General features: G+C 40.6%; 22 protein-coding genes. 18 read left to right on the top strand and 4 right to left on the bottom strand.

Features of this window, described 5'->3' with window-relative positions; translation table 11 throughout:
• Positions 1 to 13: 13 nt before the first annotated feature.
• The 3 genes from WMZ97_RS07135 (at position 14) to WMZ97_RS07125 (ending at position 4276) form a co-directional block, all read left to right on the top strand.
• Positions 14 to 823, top strand: coding sequence for an enoyl-CoA hydratase/isomerase family protein (locus WMZ97_RS07135; protein WP_343271402.1), 810 nt, complete (start codon positions 14 to 16; stop codon positions 821 to 823).
• A 66-nt stretch (positions 824 to 889) separates the two neighbouring features.
• Positions 890 to 2575 carry a long-chain-fatty-acid--CoA ligase gene (locus WMZ97_RS07130; RefSeq protein WP_343271401.1) on the top strand — a complete coding sequence of 562 codons (1686 nt, stop codon included), beginning with the start codon at positions 890 to 892 and terminating at the stop codon, positions 2573 to 2575.
• 102 nt (positions 2576 to 2677) lie between these two features.
• Positions 2678 to 4276: a class I adenylate-forming enzyme family protein gene (locus tag WMZ97_RS07125; protein ID WP_343271400.1), complete on the top strand. Its 1599-nt coding sequence runs from the start codon at positions 2678 to 2680 to the stop codon at positions 4274 to 4276.
• Positions 4277 to 4474: 198 nt separating this feature from the next.
• On the opposite strand, the gene WMZ97_RS07120 is transcribed toward WMZ97_RS07125, so the two are convergent.
• The gene (locus tag WMZ97_RS07120) at positions 4475 to 5665 is read right to left on the bottom strand and encodes a DUF4317 domain-containing protein (protein ID WP_343271399.1); all 1191 of its coding nucleotides are present in this window, start codon (positions 5663 to 5665) and stop codon (positions 4475 to 4477) included.
• Positions 5666 to 5961: 296 nt separating this feature from the next.
• On the opposite strand from WMZ97_RS07120, the gene WMZ97_RS07115 reads away from it, so the two are divergent.
• On the top strand, positions 5962 to 7089 hold the full coding sequence (locus WMZ97_RS07115) for an RNA-guided endonuclease InsQ/TnpB family protein (protein WP_343271398.1): 1128 nt from the start codon (positions 5962 to 5964) through the stop codon (positions 7087 to 7089).
• Between the two features lie 449 nt (positions 7090 to 7538).
• Complete coding sequence (locus WMZ97_RS07110; RefSeq protein WP_343271397.1) at positions 7539 to 7778, top strand: ribbon-helix-helix domain-containing protein; 240 nt, start codon at positions 7539 to 7541, stop codon at positions 7776 to 7778.
• A gap of 437 nt (positions 7779 to 8215) precedes the next feature.
• Here WMZ97_RS07110 and gntK read toward each other — a convergent pair whose 3' ends face one another.
• From gntK to gnd, 3 genes are all read right to left on the bottom strand, one after another.
• On the bottom strand, positions 8216 to 9769 hold the full coding sequence (gene gntK / locus WMZ97_RS07105; protein WP_343271396.1) for a gluconokinase: 1554 nt from the start codon (positions 9767 to 9769) through the stop codon (positions 8216 to 8218).
• Between the two features lie 86 nt (positions 9770 to 9855).
• Positions 9856 to 11199, bottom strand: coding sequence for a GntT/GntP/DsdX family permease (locus tag WMZ97_RS07100; RefSeq protein WP_343271395.1), 1344 nt, complete (start codon positions 11197 to 11199; stop codon positions 9856 to 9858).
• Between the two features lie 79 nt (positions 11200 to 11278).
• A complete protein-coding gene (gene gnd / locus WMZ97_RS07095) occupies positions 11279 to 12175 on the bottom strand; it encodes a phosphogluconate dehydrogenase (NAD(+)-dependent, decarboxylating) (protein ID WP_343271394.1) in 897 nt (298 codons plus the stop codon).
• Positions 12176 to 12310: 135 nt separating this feature from the next.
• Between gnd and WMZ97_RS07090 the strand changes: the two genes are divergently transcribed.
• From WMZ97_RS07090 to WMZ97_RS07030, 13 genes are all read left to right on the top strand, one after another.
• Positions 12311 to 13165, top strand: coding sequence for a MurR/RpiR family transcriptional regulator (locus WMZ97_RS07090; RefSeq protein ID WP_343271393.1), 855 nt, complete (start codon positions 12311 to 12313; stop codon positions 13163 to 13165).
• 563 nt (positions 13166 to 13728) lie between these two features.
• On the top strand, positions 13729 to 15297 hold the full coding sequence (locus WMZ97_RS07085) for a TcaA 3rd/4th domain-containing protein (RefSeq protein WP_343271392.1): 1569 nt from the start codon (positions 13729 to 13731) through the stop codon (positions 15295 to 15297).
• Positions 15294 to 16541: a beta-N-acetylhexosaminidase gene (gene nagZ / locus WMZ97_RS07080; RefSeq protein ID WP_343271391.1), complete on the top strand. Its 1248-nt coding sequence runs from the start codon at positions 15294 to 15296 to the stop codon at positions 16539 to 16541. Before WMZ97_RS07085 ends, nagZ begins: the two co-directional genes overlap by 4 nt.
• 697 nt (positions 16542 to 17238) lie before the next feature.
• Positions 17239 to 18300 carry an Rpn family recombination-promoting nuclease/putative transposase gene (locus tag WMZ97_RS07075; RefSeq protein ID WP_343271390.1) on the top strand — a complete coding sequence of 354 codons (1062 nt, stop codon included), beginning with the start codon at positions 17239 to 17241 and terminating at the stop codon, positions 18298 to 18300.
• A gap of 214 nt (positions 18301 to 18514) precedes the next feature.
• Positions 18515 to 19114, top strand: a complete 600-nt coding sequence (locus WMZ97_RS07070; RefSeq protein ID WP_343271389.1) for a ribonuclease H family protein — start codon at positions 18515 to 18517, stop codon at positions 19112 to 19114.
• Between the two features lie 71 nt (positions 19115 to 19185).
• Positions 19186 to 19524: a DUF3870 domain-containing protein gene (locus tag WMZ97_RS07065; RefSeq protein WP_343271388.1), complete on the top strand. Its 339-nt coding sequence runs from the start codon at positions 19186 to 19188 to the stop codon at positions 19522 to 19524.
• A gap of 283 nt (positions 19525 to 19807) precedes the next feature.
• Positions 19808 to 20743, top strand: a complete 936-nt coding sequence (locus tag WMZ97_RS07060) for a 3-hydroxyacyl-CoA dehydrogenase NAD-binding domain-containing protein (protein WP_343271387.1) — start codon at positions 19808 to 19810, stop codon at positions 20741 to 20743.
• A gap of 21 nt (positions 20744 to 20764) precedes the next feature.
• Positions 20765 to 22102, top strand: coding sequence for a short-chain fatty acid transporter (locus tag WMZ97_RS07055; protein ID WP_343271386.1), 1338 nt, complete (start codon positions 20765 to 20767; stop codon positions 22100 to 22102).
• A 29-nt stretch (positions 22103 to 22131) separates the two neighbouring features.
• Positions 22132 to 22809, top strand: a complete 678-nt coding sequence (locus tag WMZ97_RS07050) for a cyclase family protein (protein ID WP_343271385.1) — start codon at positions 22132 to 22134, stop codon at positions 22807 to 22809.
• A 158-nt stretch (positions 22810 to 22967) separates the two neighbouring features.
• Entirely contained in the window at positions 22968 to 23651 is a 684-nt protein-coding gene (locus WMZ97_RS07045) for a CoA transferase subunit A (protein WP_343271511.1), read from the top strand.
• Positions 23648 to 24325 (top strand): 3-oxoacid CoA-transferase subunit B, encoded by a 678-nt coding sequence (locus WMZ97_RS07040; protein ID WP_343271384.1) that lies wholly within the window; start codon positions 23648 to 23650, stop codon positions 24323 to 24325. The genes WMZ97_RS07045 and WMZ97_RS07040 overlap by 4 nt, the downstream gene beginning before the upstream one ends.
• On the top strand, positions 24325 to 25518 hold the full coding sequence (locus tag WMZ97_RS07035; RefSeq protein WP_343271383.1) for a thiolase family protein: 1194 nt from the start codon (positions 24325 to 24327) through the stop codon (positions 25516 to 25518). The genes WMZ97_RS07040 and WMZ97_RS07035 overlap by 1 nt, the downstream gene beginning before the upstream one ends.
• Before the next feature lie 18 nt (positions 25519 to 25536).
• The gene (locus WMZ97_RS07030; RefSeq protein WP_343271382.1) at positions 25537 to 26598 is read left to right on the top strand and encodes a zinc-dependent alcohol dehydrogenase; all 1062 of its coding nucleotides are present in this window, start codon (positions 25537 to 25539) and stop codon (positions 26596 to 26598) included.
• Positions 26599 to 26620 lie beyond the last annotated feature (22 nt).

Here is a 26620-nt window from a genome sequence, read left to right as displayed (position 1 = left end):
AGGGCTCACAGAAATGCCAAACATATCGGCAGAGATTCAAAATGGTGTTTATGAAATTGGCTTAAACCGCCCGCATAAATTGAATGCCTTAAATGCTGATTTACTTTTCGAACTAACGGAAGTTGTAAGGGAAGCAAAGCAAAATTCAGCAATTCGTTCAGTATTACTATATGGGGAAGGTGAAGGGTTTTGCGCAGGCGGGGACTTGACTGACTTTGGAATTGATCCCGATAATCCAATTGAGATAAAAGAATTTTTACAAATAGGGCATGAAGCAATAGTAGGTCTTTATAATATGGAAAAGCCTGTCATTACTTCAGTTCACGGTCCTGCAGTTGGGGCTGGGTGCAACCTGGCTTTTGCCTGTGATGTTATTGTTGCGGATGAATCAGCTACCTTTTCGGAAATCTTTGCCAAAGTGGGGGCATTGCCAGATTTGGGGGGGTTGTATTTCCTACCACAGAAAATTGGAATGCATAAAGCGGCTGAATTAATCTTTACAGGAGAAAAAGTGAGTGCTCCTATGGCCTTAGAATATGGATTAATTAATGAGATGGTAACGGATGGCCAATCCATTGATAGAGGCAGGGAACTTGCAAGTATGTTGGCAAGTGGCCCAACGAAATCATTGGGAATGGCGAAACGTATCATGCATCAAGCGCCATATTCATCCCTGGAAAAATATTGGAGATGGAGGCTTATGGGCAATCGGTCATATTTCAAACAAAAGATTTTGCTGAAGGCAGAGAAGCATTTGCTGAAAAACGTCAACCTAATTTTCAAGGCTGTTAATAATCAATCAACTACAAGTTCCAAAAACTGAATATTCATTATAAAGATATTATATAAGAGGTTGTAGAATAAAATCAAAAAGGAGGATTTTACCACGATGCGAATGGTAAAAGGTTGTACTGCAACATCAATGGATGATTATCAATTAAATACAACAACAATGATCCGCCATGCTGTTCGAAACTTTCCGAACCAGGAGATCTTATATCGAAATAATGACCAGATTGAGCGGTATACGTACAAGGATGCTTTCATACGTATGGGAAAGGTTGCTAACCTTCTTGAAAAGCGTTTAGGGGTTCAACCAGGAGATAAAATTGGCACATTAGACTGGAACTCACAACGTCATTTTGAATTGTATTTTTCGATTCCTGGAACCGGTGCCACAATGTTGCAAATGAATTTACGTATTTCACCCGATGATTTAGCCTACGTAACAAATCATAGCGAGGCAAAATACATTTTTGTCGATGAATCGTTACTATCAGTAGCTGAAGCAATTGCACCATATTTGAATTCCGTCAAGGGGTTTATTGTCATGACAGATAAACCAATGTCAGAAATAAATACAACCTTGACACCATTGTACCATTATGAGGATGAGATTAAGGAAGAAAGTGGAGATTACGATTGGCCAGTAATCGAGGAAACAACTGCTTATAGTGCGTGCTATACATCGGGAACAACTGGGAGACCCAAAGGCGTGTATTATTCGCATCGTAACATCTACCTTCATACCTTGTTGGGTATTGGGTACTTGGGTGTAAACTGCAATGATTGTTTATTGTCCATTGTACCGATGTTTCATGGACAATCATGGGGGCTTGTTCATATGGCTACAATGATGGGAGCGAAAATGATTTTCCCGGGACGTTATACAGCCGAAGATACTTCACCACTTGTGGACCTAATGGATGAAGAGAATGTTACCCTTACTTGTGGGTCACCAGCTATATTCTTACCAATGCTTCATTATATACGGGGCCTGGAAAAAAAGCCTGACTTCAGTAAAGCAAGACTTTTGTCTGGTGCCACAGAGCCGCCCGTCTCTATGATGAAGGGCTTTAAAGAGTTAACTGGAGCGAACATTATTCATGCATATGGGGCTACGGAAACAACCCCGTTAGTAGCCATTAATTATCATCTGAACCCCGCGATCCAAAATAGGTTGACGGTGGAAGAACAATGGGATTTAAGACGTAAACAGGGATTGCAGGTACCAGGAATTGATTTTAAATTATGTGACCCCGAGACGGGTGAGGAAGTTCCTCGTGATGGTCAGTCAGTTGGGGAAATTTGTTTAAGAGGGCCGTGGATCACCGGTTCTTATCATAATGCTCCGGGAACCCAAAGCAGTTTTCGTGATGGTTACTGGAAAAGTGGAGATGCTGGTACAATTGATGAATTCGGCTATGTAAAAATTGTTGATAGAATAAAAGATGTTATTAAAAGTGGGGGCGAATGGATTTCTTCTATTGATTTAGAAAACGCTTTAATGGGGCACCCTGAGGTTATGGAGGCATCTGTTGTTGGAATCCCGCATCCAAAATGGCAGGAACGTCCACTTGCATTAATTGTGTCTAAAGGAAATGCAATGATTGCCAAAGAGGAATTGGAAAAATTATTATACGAACGATTTGCGAAATGGCAATTCCCGGATCAAATCCTGTTTGTTGAGGAAATCCCGAAAACGAGCGTAGGAAAATTTAATAAGAGAGAAATTATCAAGGGATATGAAAGCCTTTACGTAAACGCAAAAGGAGAAACCGCTAGCTTGGAATAATTTGTTTAAAGCGCTCCTTGTGCAGTGAACACGATCAGGATTATGGATTATATGATGGAACTCAATTAAAAAATTTAATGGGTTTTCAAGGGAGGAATTAAAATGACTATTACCAAAAATATATTAACAAGAGGATTAATTGGTGATGCATTAAAAAGAGCAAGTAATCGATTCCCAACTAAACAAGCATTAATCTATTATGACGAAGCAGGAAAGAGCGGTGCGTATACGTATACAGAATTAAATAGGCAAGTGAATCAAGTGGCACATTCATTGAAAAAGATGGGGGTTGAAAAGGGAGATCGAATTGCTGTAGTCGGTCGCAATAGCCCGGAGATTGTGATTTTATCATATGCATTAATAAAAATCGGTGCTTGGTACACACCGTTAAATTTCATGTTGACTCCTCGGGAAATTAGCCAGTTAATTCAAACTTCACAACCACGTATGTTTTTTGTGGATGGAAGGAACATGAATGCTGTTGAATCAATTGTGAATGAATTAAATACGGTTGAGCAGTTTGTTTGTTATCGTTCCAATGAAGTGCCGGCCGGTTGGATTGATTTCCAGCAACTGCAAAAAGGAAACGATAATGAGTTAGTAGAAGAAATTGATGATAAAGACGTTGCAGCACTATTTTATACCAGTGGTACGGAATCGGTACCAAAAGGGGTAATGATCAATCATCGGAATTTCTTCCATGCCAGTTATTCATACATGGCAGCGGGATGTTTTCAACCAGAAGATAAGTTGCTTCTTTCTCTTCCTTTAATTCATGTAGCTGGTTTCACCTTTATGCTCAATGCTCATATGGTTGGTCTAACAATTACTATGACGGAAACTCCCATACCATCACAAATGGCAAAGCTAATTGACGAGTACCGCATTTCTTTTACCGCGTTACCACCAACCTTATATTTGGGTATTCTTAATGTTAAAGACACCGATAGTTACGATTTTAAGTCGCTACGTAAACTTGTTACTTGGTCGAGCACGATTCCCAAAGCGATGGTTGATGGGTGGAATAAGCTTGCCCCCGAAGCACGATTTTTAACGATCCAGGGGTCGAGTGAAACAACAGCAACACCTTTAACCTGGGGTTGGTTTAACACATGGGATGAGGTTCCGAATGGGGATGGACGGTATGTTGGATATGTGGCTCATACGGGAAGTGAAATCAAATTGGTTGACGAAGACGGAAATGAAGTAAAAGATGGGCAGCCCGGTGAGCAACTTGCGCGAGGCGCGGTTGTTGTAAATGGATATTATAATAATGATGCAGCAAATGAAAAAGCTTTTCAAAATGGGTGGTATTATACGGGCGATGTTCTCATCCGTGATGAAAATGGCAATTATTATTTCGCTGATCGAAAAAAAGATGTCGTTAAAACGGGAGGGGAGAACGTTTCTAGTCAGGAAATTGAAAACTCCCTTAGCCACCATCCAAAAATTTCTCAATGCGCGGTTTTTGGAGTCCCTGATCCGCGTTGGGGGGAAGCTTTAGCGGTAGCTGTTGTATTAAAAAGTGGGTCTACACTTACAGAAGAAGAAATAAAAGATTATTGCCGTGATAGGTTATCAGGATATAAAATCCCTAAGTATATTGTGTTCAGATCTTCACTGCCAACGACATCGGCTGGTAAGCTATTAAAGCGTACGTTGAAAGAAGCGTATAAAAATTTATCACAGGTACTTGAATAGATTGTATTATGTTGTATTTACATCGATAGGATAATATAAAGTTCAGGCTGCTACCCCAGGGAATGGAAAGGATATACATGAGGTAGTGGCTTCATTATTCAACTGTACGTTAACGTCAAACGATCTTTGGCCCTCTCTCCTTAAAAGCTATAAATAAAGACAGGTTACTATAAGCTTCCTGTCTTTTTAATGTGTCTATTATTTATCAATCCCTTGGGCCTTTTCAAACAAAGCTTCCGGAATCATTTCAAAGCCTTCAATCACCGTATTTTCTTCCAGTTCAATCATCAAGCAAAGCTTTCCGTTCAATTGGACTTGGCGGACATAGCGTAAATCTTGAGGACTAATAGAAATGTCTGCAGCTTTTGTTTTTACTTTGATCGACTTTGATGTATATTTCGGTATGATATTACTCGCTTTTAATTCGTATGACTCATCATCAATTACTGTTTTAAACGCATTTTCTACCTTTTGGGTATCTACATCTTTTACGCCGCTTACTTTCAAAACCTTCTCCACATCTTTGCGGTCTAATTTCGGGATATCTTCCTCTTCATTTTCTTCTAAGACATGATGAATTTCTTCGTACACATTCGAAAGTGTAGACGTATTGATTTGGTCACCAGCAATCTTTTTAACAATTTCTTCAAAAACGACTTTATCCTCAGCAGCGGTCATGATTTCCTCTGCATTTAATACCTGTTCCATAAAATAATAGTCTGGCTCATACTTTTTCCCTGCTGAATAAAGGATGTGATTGACATCTGCGGCATTATCCGTGAAACACGGGAAGAGAAACCCGGATATCGGTGCTTTCAGATTGATGATAGGGTCCACAACGAAACTGTATTTAAATTCCTTTTCTACATAGTCAAACAGTAATTCCTTCTTCGGATCCTGCGTTTTATTCATACTGCATAATATAAAGGAATGAGAGTAGACTTTGTCACGTTCACTTTCTTCTGCCTCGTCACTCTGGCGTTTCATCGGTTTTAAATATTCTCCGCGAATAAACGTTACGACAATATCCATTTCATATTGCTTATCTTGCAGCATTTTTTCTACTAAATGCAGCATCTGCCCTTTCCATTCTTCGGTATCATTGCTTAATAGACTCTGGTGAAGAATGAGCTGACTGTTATTTTCTACATCACGCTGGAATTTTAATTCGAATAGCTTTTCATCCAATTGCCCAGATAGTACTTTTTTAAAATTATCCATAAATAACTCTTGCTGTTCCTGCTCCAGCATTTCAAATGGGGTACTCTGATGATGGTAAATATCACTCGATTCTTTCATGATGTATACGTTAAAGATTTCATGGATTTTTAATAAATCATTATTTATCTTAAATTGCTTACGAATGTTTGCGATGTCTTTTTTGTTCAATTTTTGATTCACTCCCAGGTTGGTTGTCGGCGTGTACCTTTCCCATTCTATCATATATGTAAGGGACAAGGGGGCAGGTTCATCACCCTACCATTTTCTTTTGTGCGAAACTTCTTTGTACTATCCCCTGGGCACCTCATACTTAAATTTTTAACAGCCTTCCGAAAGAAGTCTCCCCCTTCCATCCTGTTACGGGTGAAACCCAAGGATAAGAGGGAGATGAATTTCGGTTTGCTCAGCAAAGTACTTGAAAATCCCGAACATAAGGTCTATAATTAGAGTTAGGAGGTGGATTCATGTTACTAAACTACAAATATGAAATCTTTCCTTCACCCGAACAAATCGACATACTGGAATCCTGGCTTTCCTGTTGCCGACAAACATATAATTCTGCACTTTTGGACAAACAGCGTAAATACAACCAATCGAAGGAAACATATAGTCGTTTCGACATGCAAAAGCAATTGAAACAAGACAAAGGAAAATGGGAATTCCTAAAAGAGGTACCATCCCAAGCTTTACAAGAAGTATTCCGACGACTCGACCATGCCTATACCAAATTTTTTCGAAAAGAAGCGAACTACCCCAAACTCAAGAAGTACAAGGACTACAACAGCATGACTTTCCCACAATTTGGCTTCAAACCGAACACCCATCATCGTTACGCAGCATCTTTTGCGGAAAATGGCAAGTTGCAACTATCCAAACTTGGACAAATTCCGATTCACTTACATCGACCTATGGATGAGAAAATCAAACAACTAATTATCAAGCGGCAAGGCAGCCGCTGGCATGCTATTTTTAGTGTCGAAGGACAGGCAGACCCAGCGCCAATTAATCTTGACCTTGCCGTTGGTATAGATGTAGGTATTCATCAATATGCAGTTTTATCCAATGGGAAAAGTTATGAAAACCCGAAATTCATTCACAAAACGGAGAAGAAACTTCAAAGGGCACAGGCCAAACTTACCAATATGAAATGCGGATCAGCAAATTATCTAAAAACAGTTAGTAACGTCCGTTCCCTCCATGAAAAGGTAGCGAATCAGCGAAGAGACTTTTTACATAAATTGAGCTACCATTTGGCAAAAGACTATTCCGTCATTGTCTTGGAGGATCTTAACATTCGTCATATGGTAACAAATAAACGGTTGTCCAAATCCATAACTGACGCTGGGTGGGGCATGTTCCGAAATATGCTTTCCTATAAATGTGAGCGAAATGGTGGTCTCCTGTTAAAAGTCAATCCCGCCTTCACGTCACAGGACTGTTCCAAGTGTGGGACCAGGGTAAAGAAGTCGCTTTCCATTCGTACCCATATTTGCAAGAGATGTGGGAACATCATGGACCGCGACCACAATGCAAGCGTGAACATTTTGCGAAAAGGGATGGACAGGTTGGATCAGATGGCAGCTTTTAGCTAAATAAAACACAAAAAACTGTAGGGCAAGGTTGTGTCCGAACAGTATAAACAAAGCCTGTGGAGACCATGTAAGACGTCTTGGGAATTCCCTAAGATGCAAAGGTCTGTGAAACAGGAAGCCCCATCTTCAAGCATTCCGATAGGATGGTAAGGTGGGGTCATTCACTTTAACCCGCCTCAACGGGTAGTAAGATTCCCACTTCAAGATTTTGAGGTGAAACGAAAAAAGATAAGGGAGGGTCAACTGCATGACAAAGGCCCGATTCTGTTCGGGCCTGCACGATGCAGGTCACAAAGGCACTGCAACTCAGACGCCTGAGTTCTTAGCCTTTGTTTCTCTATCTCAGTGGGGGAGAAAAGGCAGGCTTAAACCGTCACGTCCTGTGCGTCGAAAACCCGCGCTGAATGAGGCTTCACTTTATTGTATAATGAATATGAGAGGCGACACGTATGGAATATGAACGGAAGATTAGGAAACAAATTTATCTTGAGCCTGATCAAAATAAGGAAGTGAAACAATTGTCTGCAATAAAAGGAAGGACGGAAGCGGAAATTATACGGGAGGCGATTGATAACTTTTTGGTAAGCAATCGAACAGCCCAAAAGGATCCATTGTTTGAACTTGTTGGAATGGTTAAGAATGGTGAAAAAGACGGCTCCACGGCACATGATCAAGATATATATGGCTGAAAAAGGAACGGGTTAACAAAGTTTTCGGGTTTGATCATCATTTTTACCCCATGGATTTTGAGGTCGTTCCACAATTGCGTTGATCTATTCGATGGGATTAGAACGTTTGGCAGAATTATTGCCAGTGGAATCCAAACAGAGTTTACTTGAAATTTTGTCACGTGAAATAAATGGAGTGAATGTCGATAATAATGGCGGGAGTGGCTGACTAGCAACATGTCTGACTTTCGAAAAGGCTTTCTAGAGGCTTTGGTTTCCGGTACCAACGCCCTTGAAAACAAATAAGTGCGCGCTATTTATCTTCACAAAGGTGTTACAATAAAAGTGTAAAGAGTGGAAATTTTAAAGATCAATCAGTTTTACTTTTCCGATAGTCTCAACTTTTCCTTACTCCAAATGAGGGGGTATAAAAAAATGATAAGATCCCAATGACCTTATCATTTTTCATGCGCTTCATCACCTAAATAGTTCCGCTGAAACCTCGCGATACTTTCATATTCTTCATTAAGCATTCGTGATAGACGGATAAAGATTGGTAAGAGTTCCCGATAGATAACGGCAGTTTCCTCGTTTGGGACATGTGTATTTGTATTCCCAACCATTTCAGAAACAATGGAAAAGTCATCTATTTCTCCAGTTGCATACATGCCAAGAACGACAGCACCAAGACACGAACTTTCAAAGCTCTCTGGCACAATGACCGGTTTTTCAAAAATATCTGCCATTAACTGCCGCCACATTTTGGAACGAGCAAATCCTCCCGTTGCCTGAATGCGTTTTGGCTCGCCAGTTAATTCTTCAAGCGCCAGCAGTACGGTATATAGGTTATAAATTGTTCCTTCTAAAACGGCTCTGATCATATGTTGTTTTTTATGGTGAATACTCAAGCCAAAGAATGATCCCCGTGCATTTGCGTTCCATAGTGGGGCGCGTTCTCCCGTCAAATAAGGATGAAAAATCAAGCCATCCGATCCTGGATTTACATTGGAGGCTATTTTTGTCAAAACATCGTACGGGTCAATATTTAGCTGTTTGGCCGTCTCCACTTCTGCGGCAGCAAATTCATCGCGAAGCCAGCGCAAAACAATTCCGCCATTATTCACTGGACCGCCGATTACCCAATGGTTTTCGGTTAACGCATAACAGAAAATCCGTCCTTTTGGATCTGTCTTTGGTTCCTTATAAACCGTACGAATGGCACCGCTCGTACCAATCGTGACGGCTACAACACCGGGTTCAATGGCGTTTACGCCCAAGTTGGAAAGAACCCCATCACTTGCGCCGATAATAAATGGTGTATCGCTGTCTATACCCATTAACGATTGGTATTCCTTTTTAAGCTCGGTTAATTTATAGGTGGTTGGAACGATTTCGGATAATTGTTGCGGCATGATGCCGGCAAGCTGTAATGCACCTGCATCCCAATCAAGCGACCGCAGATTGAACAGACCTGTTGCAGAAGCGATGGAATAATCGATTACAAACTTTCCGAACAGCTTGTAAAAGACATATTCTTTTATCGAAATGAATTTTGCGGCCCGTTCAAAAATTTCCGGTTTTGCTTCTCTTAACCAAACCAGTTTGGCAAGTGGGGACATGGCATGGATGGGTGTACCGGTCCGTAAGTAAATTTCATGTCCATTGTGCACTTCTTTAATTTTTTTAGCGTGCTCGGCACTTCTGGTATCTGCCCAAGTGATACTGTTTGTCAAAGGACTTCCTGTCTGATCGACGGCGATAAGACTATGCATGGCACAGCTGAAGGAGACAAATGCCAGTTCACTTTGTGTTATATTCCTGATTGTTTCTTTTATAGCATTTGTGACGGCGTCAACTATTTCATCCGGATTTTGCTCGGCAGTTAATGGGTTTGGTGTGTGTAACGGATAGTTGATGGTGTTCATTGATACAACTTTTCCTTGCTTAGTGTATAAAACAGCCTTTGTACTTGTTGTACCAATGTCGACACCTAAATAATATTGTTGTGTCATTGATGTTCCTCCTGTTTTACGTGCTGCAAATGATTATAACGGAAAAAAGAAAAGGGAACCATAAAATATTCCCTTTCCCATTTTAATTAGCCGATAAATAGACTTAATATAAATACTACTGCAAAGCCTATGAACGCAATTAATGATTCCATGATGGTCCATGATTTCAACGTATCTTTTACATCAAGTCCAAAATACCGGTTAACAAGCCAGAATCCAGAATCGTTTACGTGGGAAGCAATGGTTGCACCTGCTGCAATGGCAATTACCATCAATCCAAGGACAGGACCTGAGAACCCAAGTGTATCGAATAATGGGGACATTAAGCCGGCACCCGTCACCATGGCTACGGTTGCAGAACCTTGGGCAACCCGTACAAATGCGGTAATCAGGAACGCCAGCAGAATTGGAGGTAATGCAGAACCTACCATCATGTTACCAATCACATCACCAACACCTGAATCAATTAATACCTGTTTAAAAACGCCACCGGCACCCGTTACCAAGATAATAATTCCAGCCGGTTCCAATGCTTTTGTTGCCATATCCTGAACATCATCTCTGGAATAGCCACGTTTAACCCCAAGGAAATAGAAGGTTAATAGTGTGGCAATAGTCAGGGCAACAAAAGGATGTCCCAAGAATGTAAAAATACTTCTAATCGTATTGCCTTCCTCAAGGATAGCTTCGGATAATGTGTTCGTCAGGATCAGGACCAATGGGATGAAAATTAAGGATGCGATCATTCCAAAGCTCGGTAATTCCTGATCAAATTCCTGTTCCTCGATTTTTTGGTAATCGGGTATATCGGCATGGATTTTCTTAGCAATATATTTACCAAATATCGGGCCGGCAATGATCATCGAAGGAATACCTGCTATCGCCCCGAATAGAATAACCCAACCCAGGTCAGCGCCAATTAAATCAGCAACAGCGATTGGTCCGGGGGTTGGTGGAATAAAACTGTGTGTTACGGCAAGACCTGCCAACAAAGGGATTCCATAATAAAGTAATGACTTTCCGGTTTTTTTTGCTAATCCATATATAATTGGAACCAAAATAATAAAGCCAACATCAAAAAATACCGGAATTGCGACAATAAATCCAGTAATACCTAGGGCCCATTGTGACTTTTCTTCCCCGAATTTATTGATTAGGGTTTGGGCAAGCCGTTCCGCTCCACCGGAAATTTCAAGCATTTTACCAAACATGGCGCCAAGACCGACAACGACTGCTACGAATCCAAGTGTTCCCCCCATTCCGCTTTCAATGGATTCAATCACTCCACTTAGTGGCATCCCAGCAGCGATGCCGACTAGTAAACTTACAAGCAATAAAGCGACAAATGCGTGCAGCTTTGTGCGAATAACTAAAAATAATAATACGAAAATACCAGCAAGCGCCACAATAATTAATGTTGAACCTGACATTTCATTTTCCTCCCTTTTTAAACGTTTTCATTTTTTTTTAATGATAAGCCGGATGAATCGGATCCAATCCGGCTTGCTGCTACTTCTTCACTACCTCATGTCCACCAAACTCATTTCGAAGTGCGGCGACAACTTTTCCCGAAAAAGTATCCTCTTCCTTGGAGCGGTAACGCATCATTAATGATAATGCGATAACAGGAGCCGCGACCTGGAAGTCAAGTGCTGATTCGACCGTCCATTTGCCTTCCCCAGATGAATTCATGACGCCGCGTAACTCATCAAGCTTTGCATCCTTTGAAAAGGCACTTTCGATTAATTCCATTAGCCAGGAACGGACGACCGATCCATGATTCCAAACGTTAGCAACTTTTTCGTAGTCATAATCAAAATCGCTTTTGTTTAAAATTTCAAACCCTTCAGCGATTGCTTGCATCATCCCGTATTCGATGCCATTATGAACCATTTTTAGGAAGTGCCCGCTACCAGACTTACCGGTATACAGATAGCCATTCTCCACCGACATATCTTTAAAAAGCTGTTCAATTTCTGCAAATTTATCGGCATTACCGCCAATCATGGTACATGCGCCTTGCCTTGCACCGCTAGGGCCACCACTCGTACCGCAGTCAAAAAAATAAATTCCTTTTTCCTGCAGTGATTTCCCACGGCGAAGCGTATCTTTGTAGTTTGAGTTGCCCCCATCAATCAGTATGTCACCTGCAGTTAGCAGTGGTGCCAATTCATTAATTACCGATTCCGTGATATCACCGGCGGGAACCATTAACCAAATTTTTTTGGGAGACGGAAGCCTTTTCACAAGTTCTTCTAATGATTCTTGTAATTCTAAGTTCTTTTGTGCGATATTCTCTACTACAGTTAAATGAGTGTCATAGCCTATAACTTCATGTCCATGTTCGGCTAAATTTAATGCGATGTTGAGGCCCATTTTACCAAGACCAACTATACCTAATTTCATGATGTCCTCCTCATATAGAAGAATTTTTTTTCATCTTAAATAAATTATATCAAATATTTTTCCGTAAGCAATACTTTTAAAAAAACTTTTTTCATTTATAATAGACTTAGACAATAAAAGTAAGGGGAACGTTCAATGGATAACGTACATCAACATGGTTTAGCAAGCATTCGCAGTAATTATAGCAGGTTTAGCGAAAAGGAAAAGAAAATAGCAGACTACATTTTACACAATCCCCAAAATATTATCCATCATACAATCAATCAGGTATCAGATGAATTACATGTAGCTGAATCAACCGTATTTCGTTTTTGCCAACGGATCGGATTTAAGGGGTATCAGGCATTAAAGATTGCACTTGCTGCTGAGATTGTCACACCAATGAAGGATATTCATGAAACGATTAATGACGGGGATAGTATTGCAACCGTTTCTGAAAAGGTATTTCGTTCGAATATTAAAACCTTGGAAGATACATTGCATATATTAGATGGTAACGCGATTGAACAGGCTGTAGATATGATTTTGCAAGCGGACCGGGTTGAATTTTTTGGAAATGGTGGCTCAGCCCTGATCGCACTTGATGGGTACCATAAATTTATTCGAAGTGGTCTGAAGGTAAATGCGAATCTTGATTCACATATGCAGCTTATGTCAGCATCACAGTTATCAAAAAAGGATGCTGCTGTGTTGATTTCACACTCAGGGTCAACAAAGGATTTACTTGATGTCTTGCAGGTTTTAAAAGAAAAAGGGGTGAAAACGATCAGTATTACGAATTTCGCGAAGTCCCCATTAACGAAGGAAGCAGATATTTCACTGTACACGGTAGCGGAGGAAACGGATTTTCGTTCGGAAGCCTTATCGTCCCGAATTGCCCAATTGAGTATTATGGATGCACTCTATACAAATGTGATGATTGCTGGAAAGGAAAAAGGGAAGGAAGCATTACAAGATATGCGCAAGGCTATCTCGTTAAAGCGGTTGTAAGGTTTCACTTGAGGATGTCTGTCAGAGCGGTTGATCGGATCTTTTTATACACCAAAGGTAAAGTGCATGGTCGCTTCTAGTCGATCAGTAAATTCATCTTCGCGTTTGCGCTGCAATAGTTGAGATGTATGGAGCAGAAACGGAATGAATATTACCATTCAAAACTAATAGAGGTAATCGTTAACATCGGACCTATACACCTTAAACGGCAGGATTGTATAGGTCTGCTTTGTTTAGAAATAGGTAACCGGATCTAATTATGAGGTCAGTGACGTATCCAGCCCTCCCACTGTTACTCCCGCAAAATAGTGAGTTGATAGTCCTATCTTAACTTTTTCAACTGGTATTTTATCACTATTTATTTGCACTTTTTTGCATTCTCGAGGTATAATCTAAACAAATTAATGCTGCATTAATGGAATTGTGCGGGCGAAAATACATAATAACAAGGAGCAAAAATATGGATAAGCGTGTTTTATGCTATCCGTTTGGCATTTTTTGATTGATCACGACAAATAAAATAAAAATCGCTGCCCGCATAACATTGTCAAGGGGGAGAAGGAATGAAGTATTGCAAGAATTGTGGACATTCATTGAGAGAGGGGGCGCGGTTTTGCCCGGAATGCGGGGTATCTATGCAGGCAGAGGGATCGCCAAAGCTAAATGAATCGGAACAGCTGTCAGAGCAAAACAAACCGGAACAGCTATCCGGGAAAAATGAACTAGAACAACCATTAAGGATAAATGAATCACAACCACTGTCAAGGAAAAATAACGCCAAACAACAGTCATCTCAAGCTGTTGCTAGTACCCCAAAAGTTCGTCAAAGCAGCGAGAAGAAACCTGCTATTAAACGTAAACGATCCAAAATTTTAGGCTTGATTATTGTTATCCTTGGGATTATTTTATTTGGAAGCTATTATACGATTAATAAGATGATAATGAGTCCTGAGGCAGTAACCAGCCGATTTATGGAAGCGGTAAAGGAAAAAGATGCAACTCAAGTGAGACGATATATCAATGACGGGCAATTGGAGATGGACGCATCTAACACGGATACAAAGGCTTTTTTGACATTTTTGGATGATCGTCCGCAAATGATTACGGCGATGTCCGATCAGTTGCAACATGATGTGCAGATGTATCTGGATCATCCGGATTACATGAATGTTGCTTCAGCTGCAGAAGACATGTCTTTAGCAAGCTTAAAAAAGGACGGCAAAAAGTGGCTATTGTTTGATCATTATGTGGTTAACATTAAACCTGTTTACATCGAGGTCACTTCAACGGAGGATGAGACGGCGATTTTCGTCGGAGGCAAAGAAGTTGGAACAGTTGGGGGCGAAAAGGAGAAAAAGTTTGGACCCTTCCTGCCGGGGATCTATAATGTAAAAGCCGTTATCGATGGAGATTATGGCAAAGTGGAAAACGTTCAGGAAGTAGATTTCTCCGAGAAGGATGAAGAAGGGGTAAGTCCGGCTTTTGACTTTTCCAGTAATTATGTTGAATTGTATTCAGACAACAATGATGCTATTCTTTATGTAAATGGAAAGAGCACGAAGAAAAAAATCGGCGACATCGGCATCTTTGGCCCTGTTCCAAAAGATGACTCCATTGAATTGTTCGCGCGAAAGGAATTTTCTACAGGTGTTAAAAAGAGCGATACAACCATAATTGGTAAAGATACCGACAATGCAGGGTTATATCTTGATTATGATGACTATGATGAAGAATATGCGTTAGCCCAAGCGGAGGAAGCAGAGCAAGAAGCATTTGATGATGAAGCGTATGAAGTGAGTGAGACAATTAATGACCACTACCTGCGAATTTCAAATGATGACTTTGAATCGGCATATAGCTTGTTTTCCTCTGGTATGCAAAGCAAGTTTGGTGTTGATGGCTGGGCAAGCGGATTGGCGGACAATATTAGTGATGATGTAACGGCTATGGAAATTGAACGTATTGACGATGACGCAGCGAAAGCGTATATAGAAATGACGTCGTATGATAATCAGGATGATGATTCGATCCTTGTCCAGGAGTGGGAAGGATATTGGACATTGGTCAAAGAAAACGGCAAGTGGAAATTAGATAAGTCAGATTTGGAAAAGGTGGATTCTTGGACAGAATGATGAAGCGAACGTTCATGATTATTAGTCTTACCCTCGTTATTGTGGGAATTTGTGCGGTTGGTTTCAGTATTTTCCACAGTTCTGGATCTAAAAAAACGGATCAAGCAGATTCTACCGAAGATGTACCAGAAAAAACGAGCGGATTAAAAGGCAAGGATAATCGGAAAACGAAGACAGAAAACAATCAAGCAATCGAGTCAAGTTTAGATAATACGGAGAAACCGAATACGAATAAAAGGATTGCCGAGTTGTTGAAAACTATGACATTGGAAGAAAAAGTCGGTCAGATGATGGTTGTCGGTTTTCCTAGTACCGAAGTAGATGCGAACGCGAAGAAAATGATTGAAGACTACCATGTTGGGGGTATTATTCTGTTTGACCGCAATATGGAAACTCCTGAGCAGGTTACGGCTTTAAATGCGGATTTGCAAGATCTGGCGCTGCAATCAACGAACAAGGTCCCCCTTATTATTAGTGTGGACCAGGAGGGGGGAGAGATTGTCCGGATGCGGGACCAAGTCACTCCTATTCCGTCACAGCAAAAGCTTGGTGCAGCAGGCGATAAAGAAGAGATTTACGCCACTGCAAAGCATACAGGAATGGAACTTGCAGACATGGGGTTTAATGTCAATTTTGCACCTGTCCTTGATTTATCGGCAACAGATACACGTTCATTTGGGGAAGATCCTAAAAAAACGTATCAGTTTGGCAAACAAGTATTAGAAGGGTTTGCTGATTCCTCTATTACCGGGACGCTGAAACATTTTCCCGGTAACGGACGAAGCACAGTCGATCCTCATGTTGACTCGTCATCTGTGGATGCAGAGAAAGGCGATTTGGAAAACGGTGATATTTATCCGTTTAAAAAAATGATTGAAGAAGTGGACCAAAGCAAGTATTTTACGATGGTGACCCACCTCATTTATCCGGCTTACGACAAGGAACGTCCGGCAAGTATATCCCCTGTTATTATTAAGGATCTGTTACGAGAACAGCTGGGGTATGAGGGGATCGTTGTAACCGATGATTTGGAAATGGGGGCGGTGAGCAATTTATATAGTTATGAGGAATTGGGATACCGGGCTGTCAATGCTGGAGCCAATCTTTTGCTTGTCTGCCACACCCTTGAAAGTCAAGAGAAAGTGTATAACGGTATTTTACATGCGGTCGAAAACGGGAAGATCTCAGAAAACGAAATTGACGATGCTGTAGAACGAATTTTGCGCTTTAAGCTTCAGGATTAGTTTTTTGTTAGGGAGAGATGATTGGATGAAGGCGAGGAGTTATTGAAGGCTTCTCGTTTTTTTGTCGTGCTAGCACTTCTGCCTTGCACATTCAGTACAACACGAAGATATAGAAGGAACACCATAGTTCAATTTCTATAACATCGTGAGTGATAAATCAAAAAATCCTTGCTTTAGGTAAATCTAATGTAATTTTTTAAAGAAATTTGTTTTTGTTGCTTTTTTTCAGTGTTATTTTTATATTTTTGTATTTTTGTATTGAAGAAATTGATGCTTTAACCGAAACAAACGTTCTTGACTTTTTTTGCTGGATTGGTTATCTTTGTATTAATAAAATCACCTTTTACCCTCAGAAACCTTTCCCTAACCCATTCACGCTTTATCTTCTTGCCACGGGAAATTACGCTATCATCATAAAACACATCGCGAAAATTCGTAATCAAAAAAGACATTTTATCCCGCCTTAAAGAGCAGTAAGACCCCCACTTCAAGATTTTGAGGTGAAACTAAAAAAGATAAGTAGGGGTCAACTGCATGACAAAGGTCCGATTCTGTTCTCAGCCTGCATGATGCAGGTCACAAAGGCGTTGCAACAGTATGTTGTGAACTTAGCCTTTGTTCTTCTATTCAGTGAGGGAGAAAGGGAACCCCACTGAATGAAGTTTCATTTTATGTTAATAAAGGACTGGTGAATACGATGAAATCAAGATTGCTGAAGCGAGTGCCTCTCCATCGCTTAATGGACTTAAAAGTGGATTACGCTTTTAAGCAGCTTTTTGGAACAGAAAAAAATAAAGATATTACGGTTGTCTTTTTGAATGCAATATTGCAAAGAAGCGGCAATGAGTGTATTAAAGATATTATGTTTGGAAATACCGAAAATAGTGCTGAATATAAGGAAGATAAGCAATCAAGAATGGATATACTGGCAGTTACAAATAATCATGAAACCATTAACATTGAAATTCAATTCACAAACCCGTACGATATGATTAAACGATCTATCTATTACTGGGCTGGCGTGTACAGAAGTCCGATGAAGAAAAAAATGGCATATAAAGAATTGAATCCCGTGATAGCTATTAACATCACGAACTTTAACCTATTTGATCAAACGGAGCGTTTTCACACTTCTTATAAACTATATGAAGACGAAGCGCTTTTTCCGTTAACAGATGTCATGGAATTTCACTTCCTGGAAATGCCAAAGTTAATCAGTGATTGGAAAAAGGAAAAACTGGATCCGCGAAGTGACTTGCTTGCCAGATGGATGCTATTGCTCGGGATTGTCGACCATCGTAACGGTAAATTGTATGAGGATATTTATTCTGAATTGGAGGCGATTGCTATGAAAGATGAAAAACTAAAAGATGCCTTTGAAAGCTGGGATGCACTGAGTGGAACGCAAGAGGAAAGATTGGCATACGAGGCACGATTAAAGAGAGTACTTGATGAAGAAGCGATTGTTAGAGAGGCGGAGCTGCGGGAAAAAGAAGCACTTGAAAGAGGTTGGGAAAAAGGAGTCAAAAAGGGAATGGAGCAAGGAATGGAGCAAGGATTAGAGCGAGGAATAGAGCAAGGAATGGAGCAAGGATTAGAGCGAGGAATAGAGCAAGGAATGGAGCAAGGGCGTAAAGTGGGGCGGGATGAGTCGATAAAAAAAATGCTTAGAAATGGCATGGATGCTGAAAAAGTGGCGAATATCTTGGAACTCGATATCGAAGAGGTTAAACAGGTTGAACAATCATTTCGTAAATAGGCTTTGTATATGAATGCTTTTTATGGTAAATGAACATTCTTTTTAAAGAAGTATTGGTCCTTTCATGTTCTTCAATGGTGGGTCTCTTGGGAGAGAAAGTATAGGGACATGATGAATTTGCAGGGCACTGTATTAATGGGGTGCTCTTTTATTTATAGGTGTTAAAGTTATTATTAAACCCCAAATATGATATACAGGAATGGTGATGATTTAAGTGGCAAAAAAGTTTTATGCGGTAAAAAAGGGAAAGAAAACAGGCATATTTACAAGCTGGGACGAATGCAAGCGCAATGTGCTCGGAGTATCGGGGGCAGTGTATAAAAGCTTTACAAATAAATCAGATGCAGAAAATTTCTTGCAAGGAACAAATGGTAAGACAAATGAAGCGCCCTCCAAATCGGAGGTAGTAGCGTATGTGGATGGCAGTTTTAATAAAGTGACTTCAGAATTCTCATGTGGTGCTGTGGTGTTTTTTCAAGGAAAGGAGCATCATTTTTCGGAAAAATTCAATGATCCGGAATTGGCGGCCATGCGCAATGTTGCTGGTGAAATAAAAGGTTCCGAAAAGGCCATGGCGTTTGCTGCAGAAAATGGAGCGAAAAGTCTTGCCATATATCACGATTATGAAGGCATTGCAAAATGGTGTACGGGCGAATGGCAAGCCAAAAAGGAAGGGACGATTGCCTATAAAAGGTACTATGATGCAATGGCGAAACGGATGGATATTACATTTGTGAAGGTGAAGGGCCATTCTGGAGATACATATAATGATTTGGCAGATGAGTTGGCGAAGCAGGCATTTGGGGGAAGCTGAGTTTGCGCTTGGTTGCTTTTAGTTGCTTTCAAACCTTTTCATGATAGAATATTTTTGAGGTGATTGCAGAAATGACAAAAAAACTTCAGGAACTAGAAACAGTCTTAGTGACTGGTTATGCTAAAGCCCCTCAGGGTACAGCAATGTATGAACAATACAAGCATTCGGGTATTGTATTGGAAATTGATATCGAGTCGAATATAATTGTTGATGCTGAATTTACATTAATTACGGATTTGGCACAGGACTTTTTCCGGAAGTTATTGGTAGGTTATGATTTATCAAAAGGGATCGAGGATTTAATCAAGCGAATTGAGCAGCACTATTTTGCACCATCGACAAATTCTGTTATTATTGCGTTAAAAACCGCTTTTCAACGATATCGGGAACAGAGGGCAAAAGGAATATAACAACCTGATTAGCGTTAAAAACATGTCAAACTTTGTTGAAAAAGCAAGGAATAGGCATTGACAAATGAATAAACGCTTTGGTAGAATTCTTAATATAAATTACATGTTCAATAAATTCGTACGAAAAGCCGTTTCTTAATTATAAAAGCAACCCTTTTATAGTCGTTAGGAAATTATAGCTTTTCCATTAGCGATAAAGGTGTGGACTCTATTACCTTTATTTATTAATGGGAAAGCTATTTTTATGTTTTAAAGCTTTTCGTTAAAAAAGGGAGGGAGTAAAGTGGTACCAGAAATTAATAATGTATCCGTTGTCGGAGCTGGTACGATGGGAAGTGGAATTGCTCAATTATTTTTACAAGGTAATGTTAACGTTACCATGATTGATGCATCTGAAAGTGCACTTACACGAGGAAGACAAAAAATAATTGGTCAATTGGAACAATTATCGCAATATGGTCTCTTTGATCAAAATATGATAAGTGAAACGATGGAGCACTTAACGTTATCCACACGGATCTCGAACGTCTCAACAGCAGATATTGTTATCGAGGCTGTTCCAGAAAAGCTGTCATTGAAGCAAGATGTGTTTAAAGAAATTGAAAGCTATTGCAGTAGGGAAACACTTATTTCAACCAATACATCGGGACTATCTATTAATCAGATTGTATGCGCTTTAGAGCATCCGGAACGAGCAATAGGCACACACTTTTTTATGCCTGCGGATGTAATACCTTTGGTGGAAGTAATAAAAAGTGAATACACGTCATCTTCAACGACAAATCGTATCATGGCCATACTAAAAAAAGTCAATAAAAAGCCTGTACTTATTCATAAGGATATTCCGGGATTTATTGCCAATCGAATTCAGCATGCCTTGATGCGTGAAGCATTGTACCTGGCCGAGTCTGGTGTAGCTTCTGCTGAAGATATTGATACCGTTGTTCGTTATAGTTTAGGAGTAAGGCTATTATTCACTGGGCCATTGGAACAGCGAGACTTAAACGGATTGGATATTCATTATGATATTGCGAATTATTTATATGGCAATCTAGAAAATCGCAGCAGTCCCTCTGATCTTCTAACTTCGAAAGTGGAAAATAACGAACTGGGAATAAAAACAGGTAAGGGCTTCTATGAATGGGATGAGGAGCCAGAAGCAGTATTACAACGAAAAAATGCACAACTCTATGAATTGATGCATTGGCTTGAAAAATAGTTTGTCACAGGGGGTTTAGAGATGGTAAAGGTTACAAAATTTTTCACAAATCTAATGCGTAAATATTTACCTGATCCATTTGTTTTTGCGATAGGTCTTACATTATTAACATTAGTGTTAGCAATGGTAGTGGAAGGAAAAGGCTTTCTGGATACTACGAAAGCGTGGGGAGATGGTTTTTGGGATTTACTTGCCTTCACAACACAGATGGCGGTTATCCTGGCCATGGGTTATGTCTTAGCCAGCGCACCAATTGTGGATAAGTTTTTATCAAAAATTGCCAATCGAGTTCAGAAACCAAGAACGGCAATTATTATTGCAACTTTGGTTGGCGGGATCGGCAGTTATCTTAACTGGGGATTTGGACTTGTCATTGGTGGTATCATGGCTAAAAAACTGGCTGCAAAAGTAAAAGGCGTGCATTATCCATTGATCATCGCTGCTGCGTATAGCGGATTTACGTTGTATGGATTGGGATTATCGGCAAGTATTCCTGTTTTGGTCTCAACACCGGGGCACCCGATGGAAGAGGCAATGGGTGTGATTGGCCTATCCCATACGATCTTTTCACTGCCGATGGTTATTACGAGTTTGATTGTCATTATTACATTGCCATTGTTAAACGCATGGCTTCATCCGAAGAAAGCGGAGGATATCATTGAATATGATCCAGCTGTTGAAAAGGGCAAAGAAGCTGCTGCAGCATCTGAAGAAGTTCTGGAAAATAACACGATTGCAACCAAGCTAAACAATAGCCGGTTATTAAGTATGGTTATTGGTATCGTCGGAATCGTTTATGTGGTTTATCATTTTGTTTCTCACGGTTCAATGGATTTAAACCTGATAAATTTCATGATTTTATTCCTTGGCATTATTCTTTTGGGGAATCCGGCGAATTACGTTGCCAAACTAAACGAAGGAATTAAAACGATTTCAGGTATTATTCTACAATATCCATTTTATGCTGGAATTATGGCGATAATGGCTGCTTCTGGGTTAGTCGTAACCATTTCAAAAATATTTGTTGATATTTCAAGTGCAGCAACACTACCATTTTGGGGATTACTTAGCTCATTTGTTATCAACTTTTTCGCTCCATCTGGCGGTGGACATTGGGTTGTTCAGGGGCCGTTTATGATCGATGCGGCTCACCAAATCGGAGCATCCCTTGGTCAAACATCGATGGCCGTCATGCTTGGGAATGCCTGGAATGACCTAGTACAACCGTTTTGGATTTTACCAGCCCTAGCGTTGTCAGGATTAAAACTAAAAGATGTCATGGGTTATACTGTTGTTTCCATGTTCTGGGTAGGTATCATTTATATAGGTGCTGTGCTAGTGTGGGGCTATCTAGGTTAATGATTCGTGAAAAAAAGGAGGAGACAAGAATGAAAATTGTCGATTTATCTGTATTATTATATGATGGGCTCGTATCGTTTCCATCTCATCCGAAGGTTACCATCATGGATTATGAAACACAGGAACGATCAAAAGCAAGATATATTGCACCGTGTGAAGGGTTTAATAGTAAAGTATTCATGATGTCTGATCACGGGGGAACCCATATGGATGCACCTTATCATTTCTTTAAGGATGGGTTAACAATTGAGGGCATTCCGTTAGATGCTACCGTTGGAGAAGCTGTGTTAATTGATGTATCTGACAAAGATCCTGATCAGCCGGTTACCCGAGAAATGGTGGAAGCCAAAGTGAAAGAAAATAACCTGACGCTTAAAGAGGGGGATATTGTTTTCTTTCGCTGCTGGCCGGGGGAATGGCAGGAAGATGGTTATTTTGATTGCAAAGCACTGGATGGATCTGTCGGTGATTGGGTTGTCGATCACCACATAAAAGCGATCGGTTTGGATCTGCCAAATGCTGATATCAATGACAACATGCGTCGGGATGTTCACTTAAAGTTATTAGGCAGAAACATTCTGATTATGGAAAATATCGTTCATCTAGATCAATTAAATAAAAACAGATTTTACTTTTTCGGAACACCATTAAATTTAAAGGGGATGACAGGATCTCCAATCCGTGCAATCGCGATAGAAGAATGGTAAACCGATTAGTAGGAGAGCCAGAATCTTAATCATAGGGACCTACCGTTTCTATTAAAGTTAAGATTATATAGTCTATCCTGGAAGGAAAATTTCTTTTCTGGGGTGGGCTATTTTTGTATGCGAATAAACTGAAAATAGTTGAAGGAGAATTGATTGATATGGCAGAGGTAATGAATACAGCGGAAGCAATTCAAAAAGTAAAATCAGGTCAAACGCTTATGGTCGGAGGATTCGGCTTAGTTGGGGCACCACTGACATTAATCGAGGCGTTGACACAGCATAACGTAGATGGATTAACAATTATGAGTAATAACATCGGTGAACCTGGTAAGGGATTAGGCATATTGCTTCGGCAAGGGAAACTCAAAAAAGCAGTCGGCTCGTATTTTACAAGTAATCGTGAAGTGGGAGCTGCCTATAATGAAGGGTTGCTAGATTTGCAGTTATTGCCTCAAGGAACGTTTGCGGAATCGATTAGAGCTGGTGGAGCAGGTTTAGGTGGTTACTATACAAAAACCGGGGTTGATACAGAACTTGGCAAGGGAAAAGAAGTACGTGAAATCGATGGTGAACGTTATTTGTTTGAACCAGCCTTACATGCAGATGTGGCACTGATTAAGGCGCATCAGGCCGATCGACTGGGGAACTTAACCTATTATAAAACCGGTCGTAATTTTAATCCGATCATGGCGACAGCGGGTAAAATCGTGATCGCTGAAGTTGACGAGATTGTCGAAAATGGAGAGCTATCACCAGAGGAAATTGTGACACCGCATTTGTTTGTTGATGCCATTGTTGCAAGCGAGAAAGTGTTAACGAAGGAAGGGGTAGTTTCGAAATGAATAAAGAGATGATGACGTCCAAAGAAATGATTGCCAAACGAGCGGCCGCTGAATTAAAGGAAGGTTCGATTATAAATCTGGGTATCGGAATTCCTACATTGGTTTCCAAGTATATTGATTCCGAATCGATTCATTTCCATACCGAAAATGGATTACTAGGTGTAACGGAATTAGTTGACGAAAGTGCGTATGATCCATTAAGAGTTAATGCTGGTAAACTACCGGTTGATGAAGGAATAGGCGCATCTTATTTTGATAGTGCAACCTCCTTTGGCATGATTCGCGGCGCACATGTGGACGTTGCTATATTAGGTGCCTTGCAAGTAGATGGGGATGGTCTAATCGCTAATTGGGCTATTCCTGGAAAAAACATCATGGGCGTAGGCGGAGCGATGGACCTGCTTGTTGGTGCCCAAAAAATCATTGTTACCACGAACCATGTCAATAAAAAAGGCGAAGCAAAACTAGTCGAAAAATGCACCTATCCGATTACCTCTAATCGAATCGTCGACATGATTATTACCGATTTTGCTGTATTTGAGCAAAGAGACGGAAAATGGCATTTGGCTGAATTAATGAACGATACGACCTTGGAACAAGTGGAGGAACATACGGAATTTACGTTTGAAATAGATGAATCCGTACGTACGAACCAAACGAAAGGAGTAGAATAATGGGACGTAAAGTATTTATTGCGCATGCAAAGCGAACCGCCGTAGGGAAGATGGGAGGAACTTTAAAAAGTCTCACCCCCGATCAGTTATTAGTACCATTGTATGAAGATTCGCTCAAGAAAAGTGGTCTTCCCAAAGAGGCAATTGATGAAGTAATTATTGGCCAAGCAAAACAAAGTCAAGATCAATCAAACATTGCCAGATATTCATTACTAAAGGCGAATTTACCAGAATCGTTACCAGGGTATACCGTACATCGTCAGTGCGGATCAGGAATGCAAGCCATTCAAAATGCTTATATGTCCATCGTTAGTGGAATGAATGACGTGGTGATAGCTGGTGGTGTAGAAAGTATGAGTACAGCTCCATATTATTTGCGTCATGCCCGGTATGGCTACGGAGCGGGAAATGCCTTATTACTTGATCCTAATAAAGAAAGCCAACCGGGATCACAGCCAGAAGACCCATACGGACGGCTTACCATGGGCATGACAGCGGAGAACCTGGCCGAAGATTATTCTATCACCAGAGAGGAACAGGATCAGTTTGCTTTAGAAAGTCAACGAAAAGCGGCAGAAGCCATTACGTCCGGGCAGTTTAAGGATGAAATTGTTCCGGTTGAAGTTCCACAGAGGAAAAAAACTGCATTGAAGTTTGATGTGGATGAGCACCCGCGGGATACAAGTCTTGAAAAGCTAGCTAACTTAAAGCCGGTCTTTAAGGAAAATGGAACGGTAACTGCGGGAAACGCGTCCGGATTAAATGATGGTGCTTCCATGTTACTGGTTGTCTCAGAAGAAATGGTGAACAAGTACAATTTAGAACCATTAGCTGAAGTTGTAGGAATGGGTGTTGCCGGGGTGGCTCCAGATCGTATGGGGATCGGTCCAGTAGAGGCGACCAAAAAAGCGTTACAGATGGGCGATCTACAATTAAGCGATATCGACTTGATTGAATTAAATGAGGCTTTTGCGGCCCAATCCTTAGCGGTTATTCAGGAGCTTGGCTTACAAAAAGAAAAAGTGAATGTAAATGGCGGGGCGATTGCATTGGGACATCCAATCGGGAATAGCGGGGCACGTATTTGTGTCACGTTACTCCATGCCATGATGAAACGACAAGCAGAACTAGGCTTAGCTACGTTATGTACAGCAGGCGGACAAGGCATTGCAACCATTCTAAAAAGAGTTTAACTAGAGGAGTGTTGATAAATGAAAGCAGTTGTAAAGAATTCAGCGAAAGCCTATGATATTTCTATTAAAGATATCGAAGAAGAAGCCGTAGGGAACAAGGATGTACGTATTAAAGTATCTGCTGTAGGGATCTGTGGAAGCGATTTGCATATGTATGCCGGGCACAGCGGCTATGATTGGATTCATTATCCATTGGTTTTTGGACATGAGGTCACAGGAACGGTTGAAGAGGTTGGTGTTGATGCTGATCAGAAACTGGTCGGCAAGCGGGTGATTATTAATCCATATATCCCCTGTGGGACATGTGAATTCTGTTTAAAAGGAGAGGAAAACCGTTGTGATGCAGGGGAGCTTTTTGTTGATAAACTCCCACCTAAATCCTTACAATACGGTTTTAGAAGAAATGGTGGGATGTCGGAATATATTGTCGTACCTGAGAAAAATGTGCTCCCAATTAATGATACTATTTCAAACGAGGTTGGGTCCATTTTAGAAGCAATTGGTGTCGGTGTAACAGCTACTGATAAAATTGACGCCATACATGATAAATCAATAGTCGTCTTTGGTCCAGGTCCGATTGGCTTAGGCGTTGTGAGTATCCTTGTTGGCCTGCATGCGAAAAAGCTTGTAGTTGCTGGAGTTCCAGGCGATGAACAGCGGTTAGAGAAGGCAAGAGAACTTGGAGCAGATGAAACGATCCTATTGAGTGAAAATGGGGCAGGTGATTTGCTTCACATTAATCCTGATGGGTATGATACGATCATTGACAGTTCCGGTCATCATTCCGTTCCCAAAACAGGGATCAAGATTTTGAAAAAAGGTGGAGAAATGGTGTTAGTAGGTATCTCCACGAATGACGTCTCGTTACCAATGGATCAAATTGTTCGAGGTGAAATCCAACTAAAAGGAAGCTACGGTATTACGAGTGACAGTTTACGTAAAACGGTAGACTATGCAGCAAATCCGGAATTCCCATTTGCCAATCTTATTACAAAAAGTGTTCCATATGAGCGGGTTAAGGAAGGTTTTCAAAATGCATTAGATAAAGCACCAGGCAAAACGGTAGTTACGTTTAAATAGTAACTTTTTGGAGGTGACATAC

The organism is Lentibacillus songyuanensis (genome assembly GCF_039548255.1).
Classification (GTDB): Bacteria; Bacillota; Bacilli; order Bacillales; family Amphibacillaceae; genus Lentibacillus_C; species Lentibacillus_C songyuanensis.
This window is presented reverse-complemented; position numbering and strand designations above follow the sequence as displayed.

Excerpts from the sequence above, each read along its gene's own strand:
- WMZ97_RS07135 (WP_343271402.1), top strand. The coding sequence starts at position 14 with ATGCCAAACATATCGGCAGAGATTCAAAATGGTGTTTATGAAATTGGC.
- WMZ97_RS07130 (WP_343271401.1), top strand. The coding sequence starts at position 890 with ATGCGAATGGTAAAAGGTTGTACTGCAACATCAATGGATGATTATCAA.
- WMZ97_RS07125 (WP_343271400.1), top strand. The coding sequence starts at position 2,678 with ATGACTATTACCAAAAATATATTAACAAGAGGATTAATTGGTGATGCA.
- WMZ97_RS07115 (WP_343271398.1), top strand. The coding sequence starts at position 5,962 with ATGTTACTAAACTACAAATATGAAATCTTTCCTTCACCCGAACAAATC.
- WMZ97_RS07110 (WP_343271397.1), top strand. The coding sequence starts at position 7,539 with ATGGAATATGAACGGAAGATTAGGAAACAAATTTATCTTGAGCCTGAT.
- gntK (WP_343271396.1), bottom strand. The coding sequence starts at position 9,769 with ATGACACAACAATATTATTTAGGTGTCGACATTGGTACAACAAGTACA.
- WMZ97_RS07100 (WP_343271395.1), bottom strand. The coding sequence starts at position 11,199 with ATGTCAGGTTCAACATTAATTATTGTGGCGCTTGCTGGTATTTTCGTA.
- gnd (WP_343271394.1), bottom strand. The coding sequence starts at position 12,175 with ATGAAATTAGGTATAGTTGGTCTTGGTAAAATGGGCCTCAACATCGCA.
- WMZ97_RS07090 (WP_343271393.1), top strand. The coding sequence starts at position 12,311 with ATGGATAACGTACATCAACATGGTTTAGCAAGCATTCGCAGTAATTAT.
- WMZ97_RS07085 (WP_343271392.1), top strand. The coding sequence starts at position 13,729 with ATGAAGTATTGCAAGAATTGTGGACATTCATTGAGAGAGGGGGCGCGG.
- nagZ (WP_343271391.1), top strand. The coding sequence starts at position 15,294 with ATGATGAAGCGAACGTTCATGATTATTAGTCTTACCCTCGTTATTGTG.
- WMZ97_RS07075 (WP_343271390.1), top strand. The coding sequence starts at position 17,239 with ATGAAATCAAGATTGCTGAAGCGAGTGCCTCTCCATCGCTTAATGGAC.
- WMZ97_RS07065 (WP_343271388.1), top strand. The coding sequence starts at position 19,186 with ATGACAAAAAAACTTCAGGAACTAGAAACAGTCTTAGTGACTGGTTAT.
- WMZ97_RS07055 (WP_343271386.1), top strand. The coding sequence starts at position 20,765 with ATGGTAAAGGTTACAAAATTTTTCACAAATCTAATGCGTAAATATTTA.
- WMZ97_RS07050 (WP_343271385.1), top strand. The coding sequence starts at position 22,132 with ATGAAAATTGTCGATTTATCTGTATTATTATATGATGGGCTCGTATCG.
- WMZ97_RS07045 (WP_343271511.1), top strand. The coding sequence starts at position 22,968 with ATGGCAGAGGTAATGAATACAGCGGAAGCAATTCAAAAAGTAAAATCA.
- WMZ97_RS07040 (WP_343271384.1), top strand. The coding sequence starts at position 23,648 with ATGAATAAAGAGATGATGACGTCCAAAGAAATGATTGCCAAACGAGCG.
- WMZ97_RS07035 (WP_343271383.1), top strand. The coding sequence starts at position 24,325 with ATGGGACGTAAAGTATTTATTGCGCATGCAAAGCGAACCGCCGTAGGG.
- WMZ97_RS07030 (WP_343271382.1), top strand. The coding sequence starts at position 25,537 with ATGAAAGCAGTTGTAAAGAATTCAGCGAAAGCCTATGATATTTCTATT.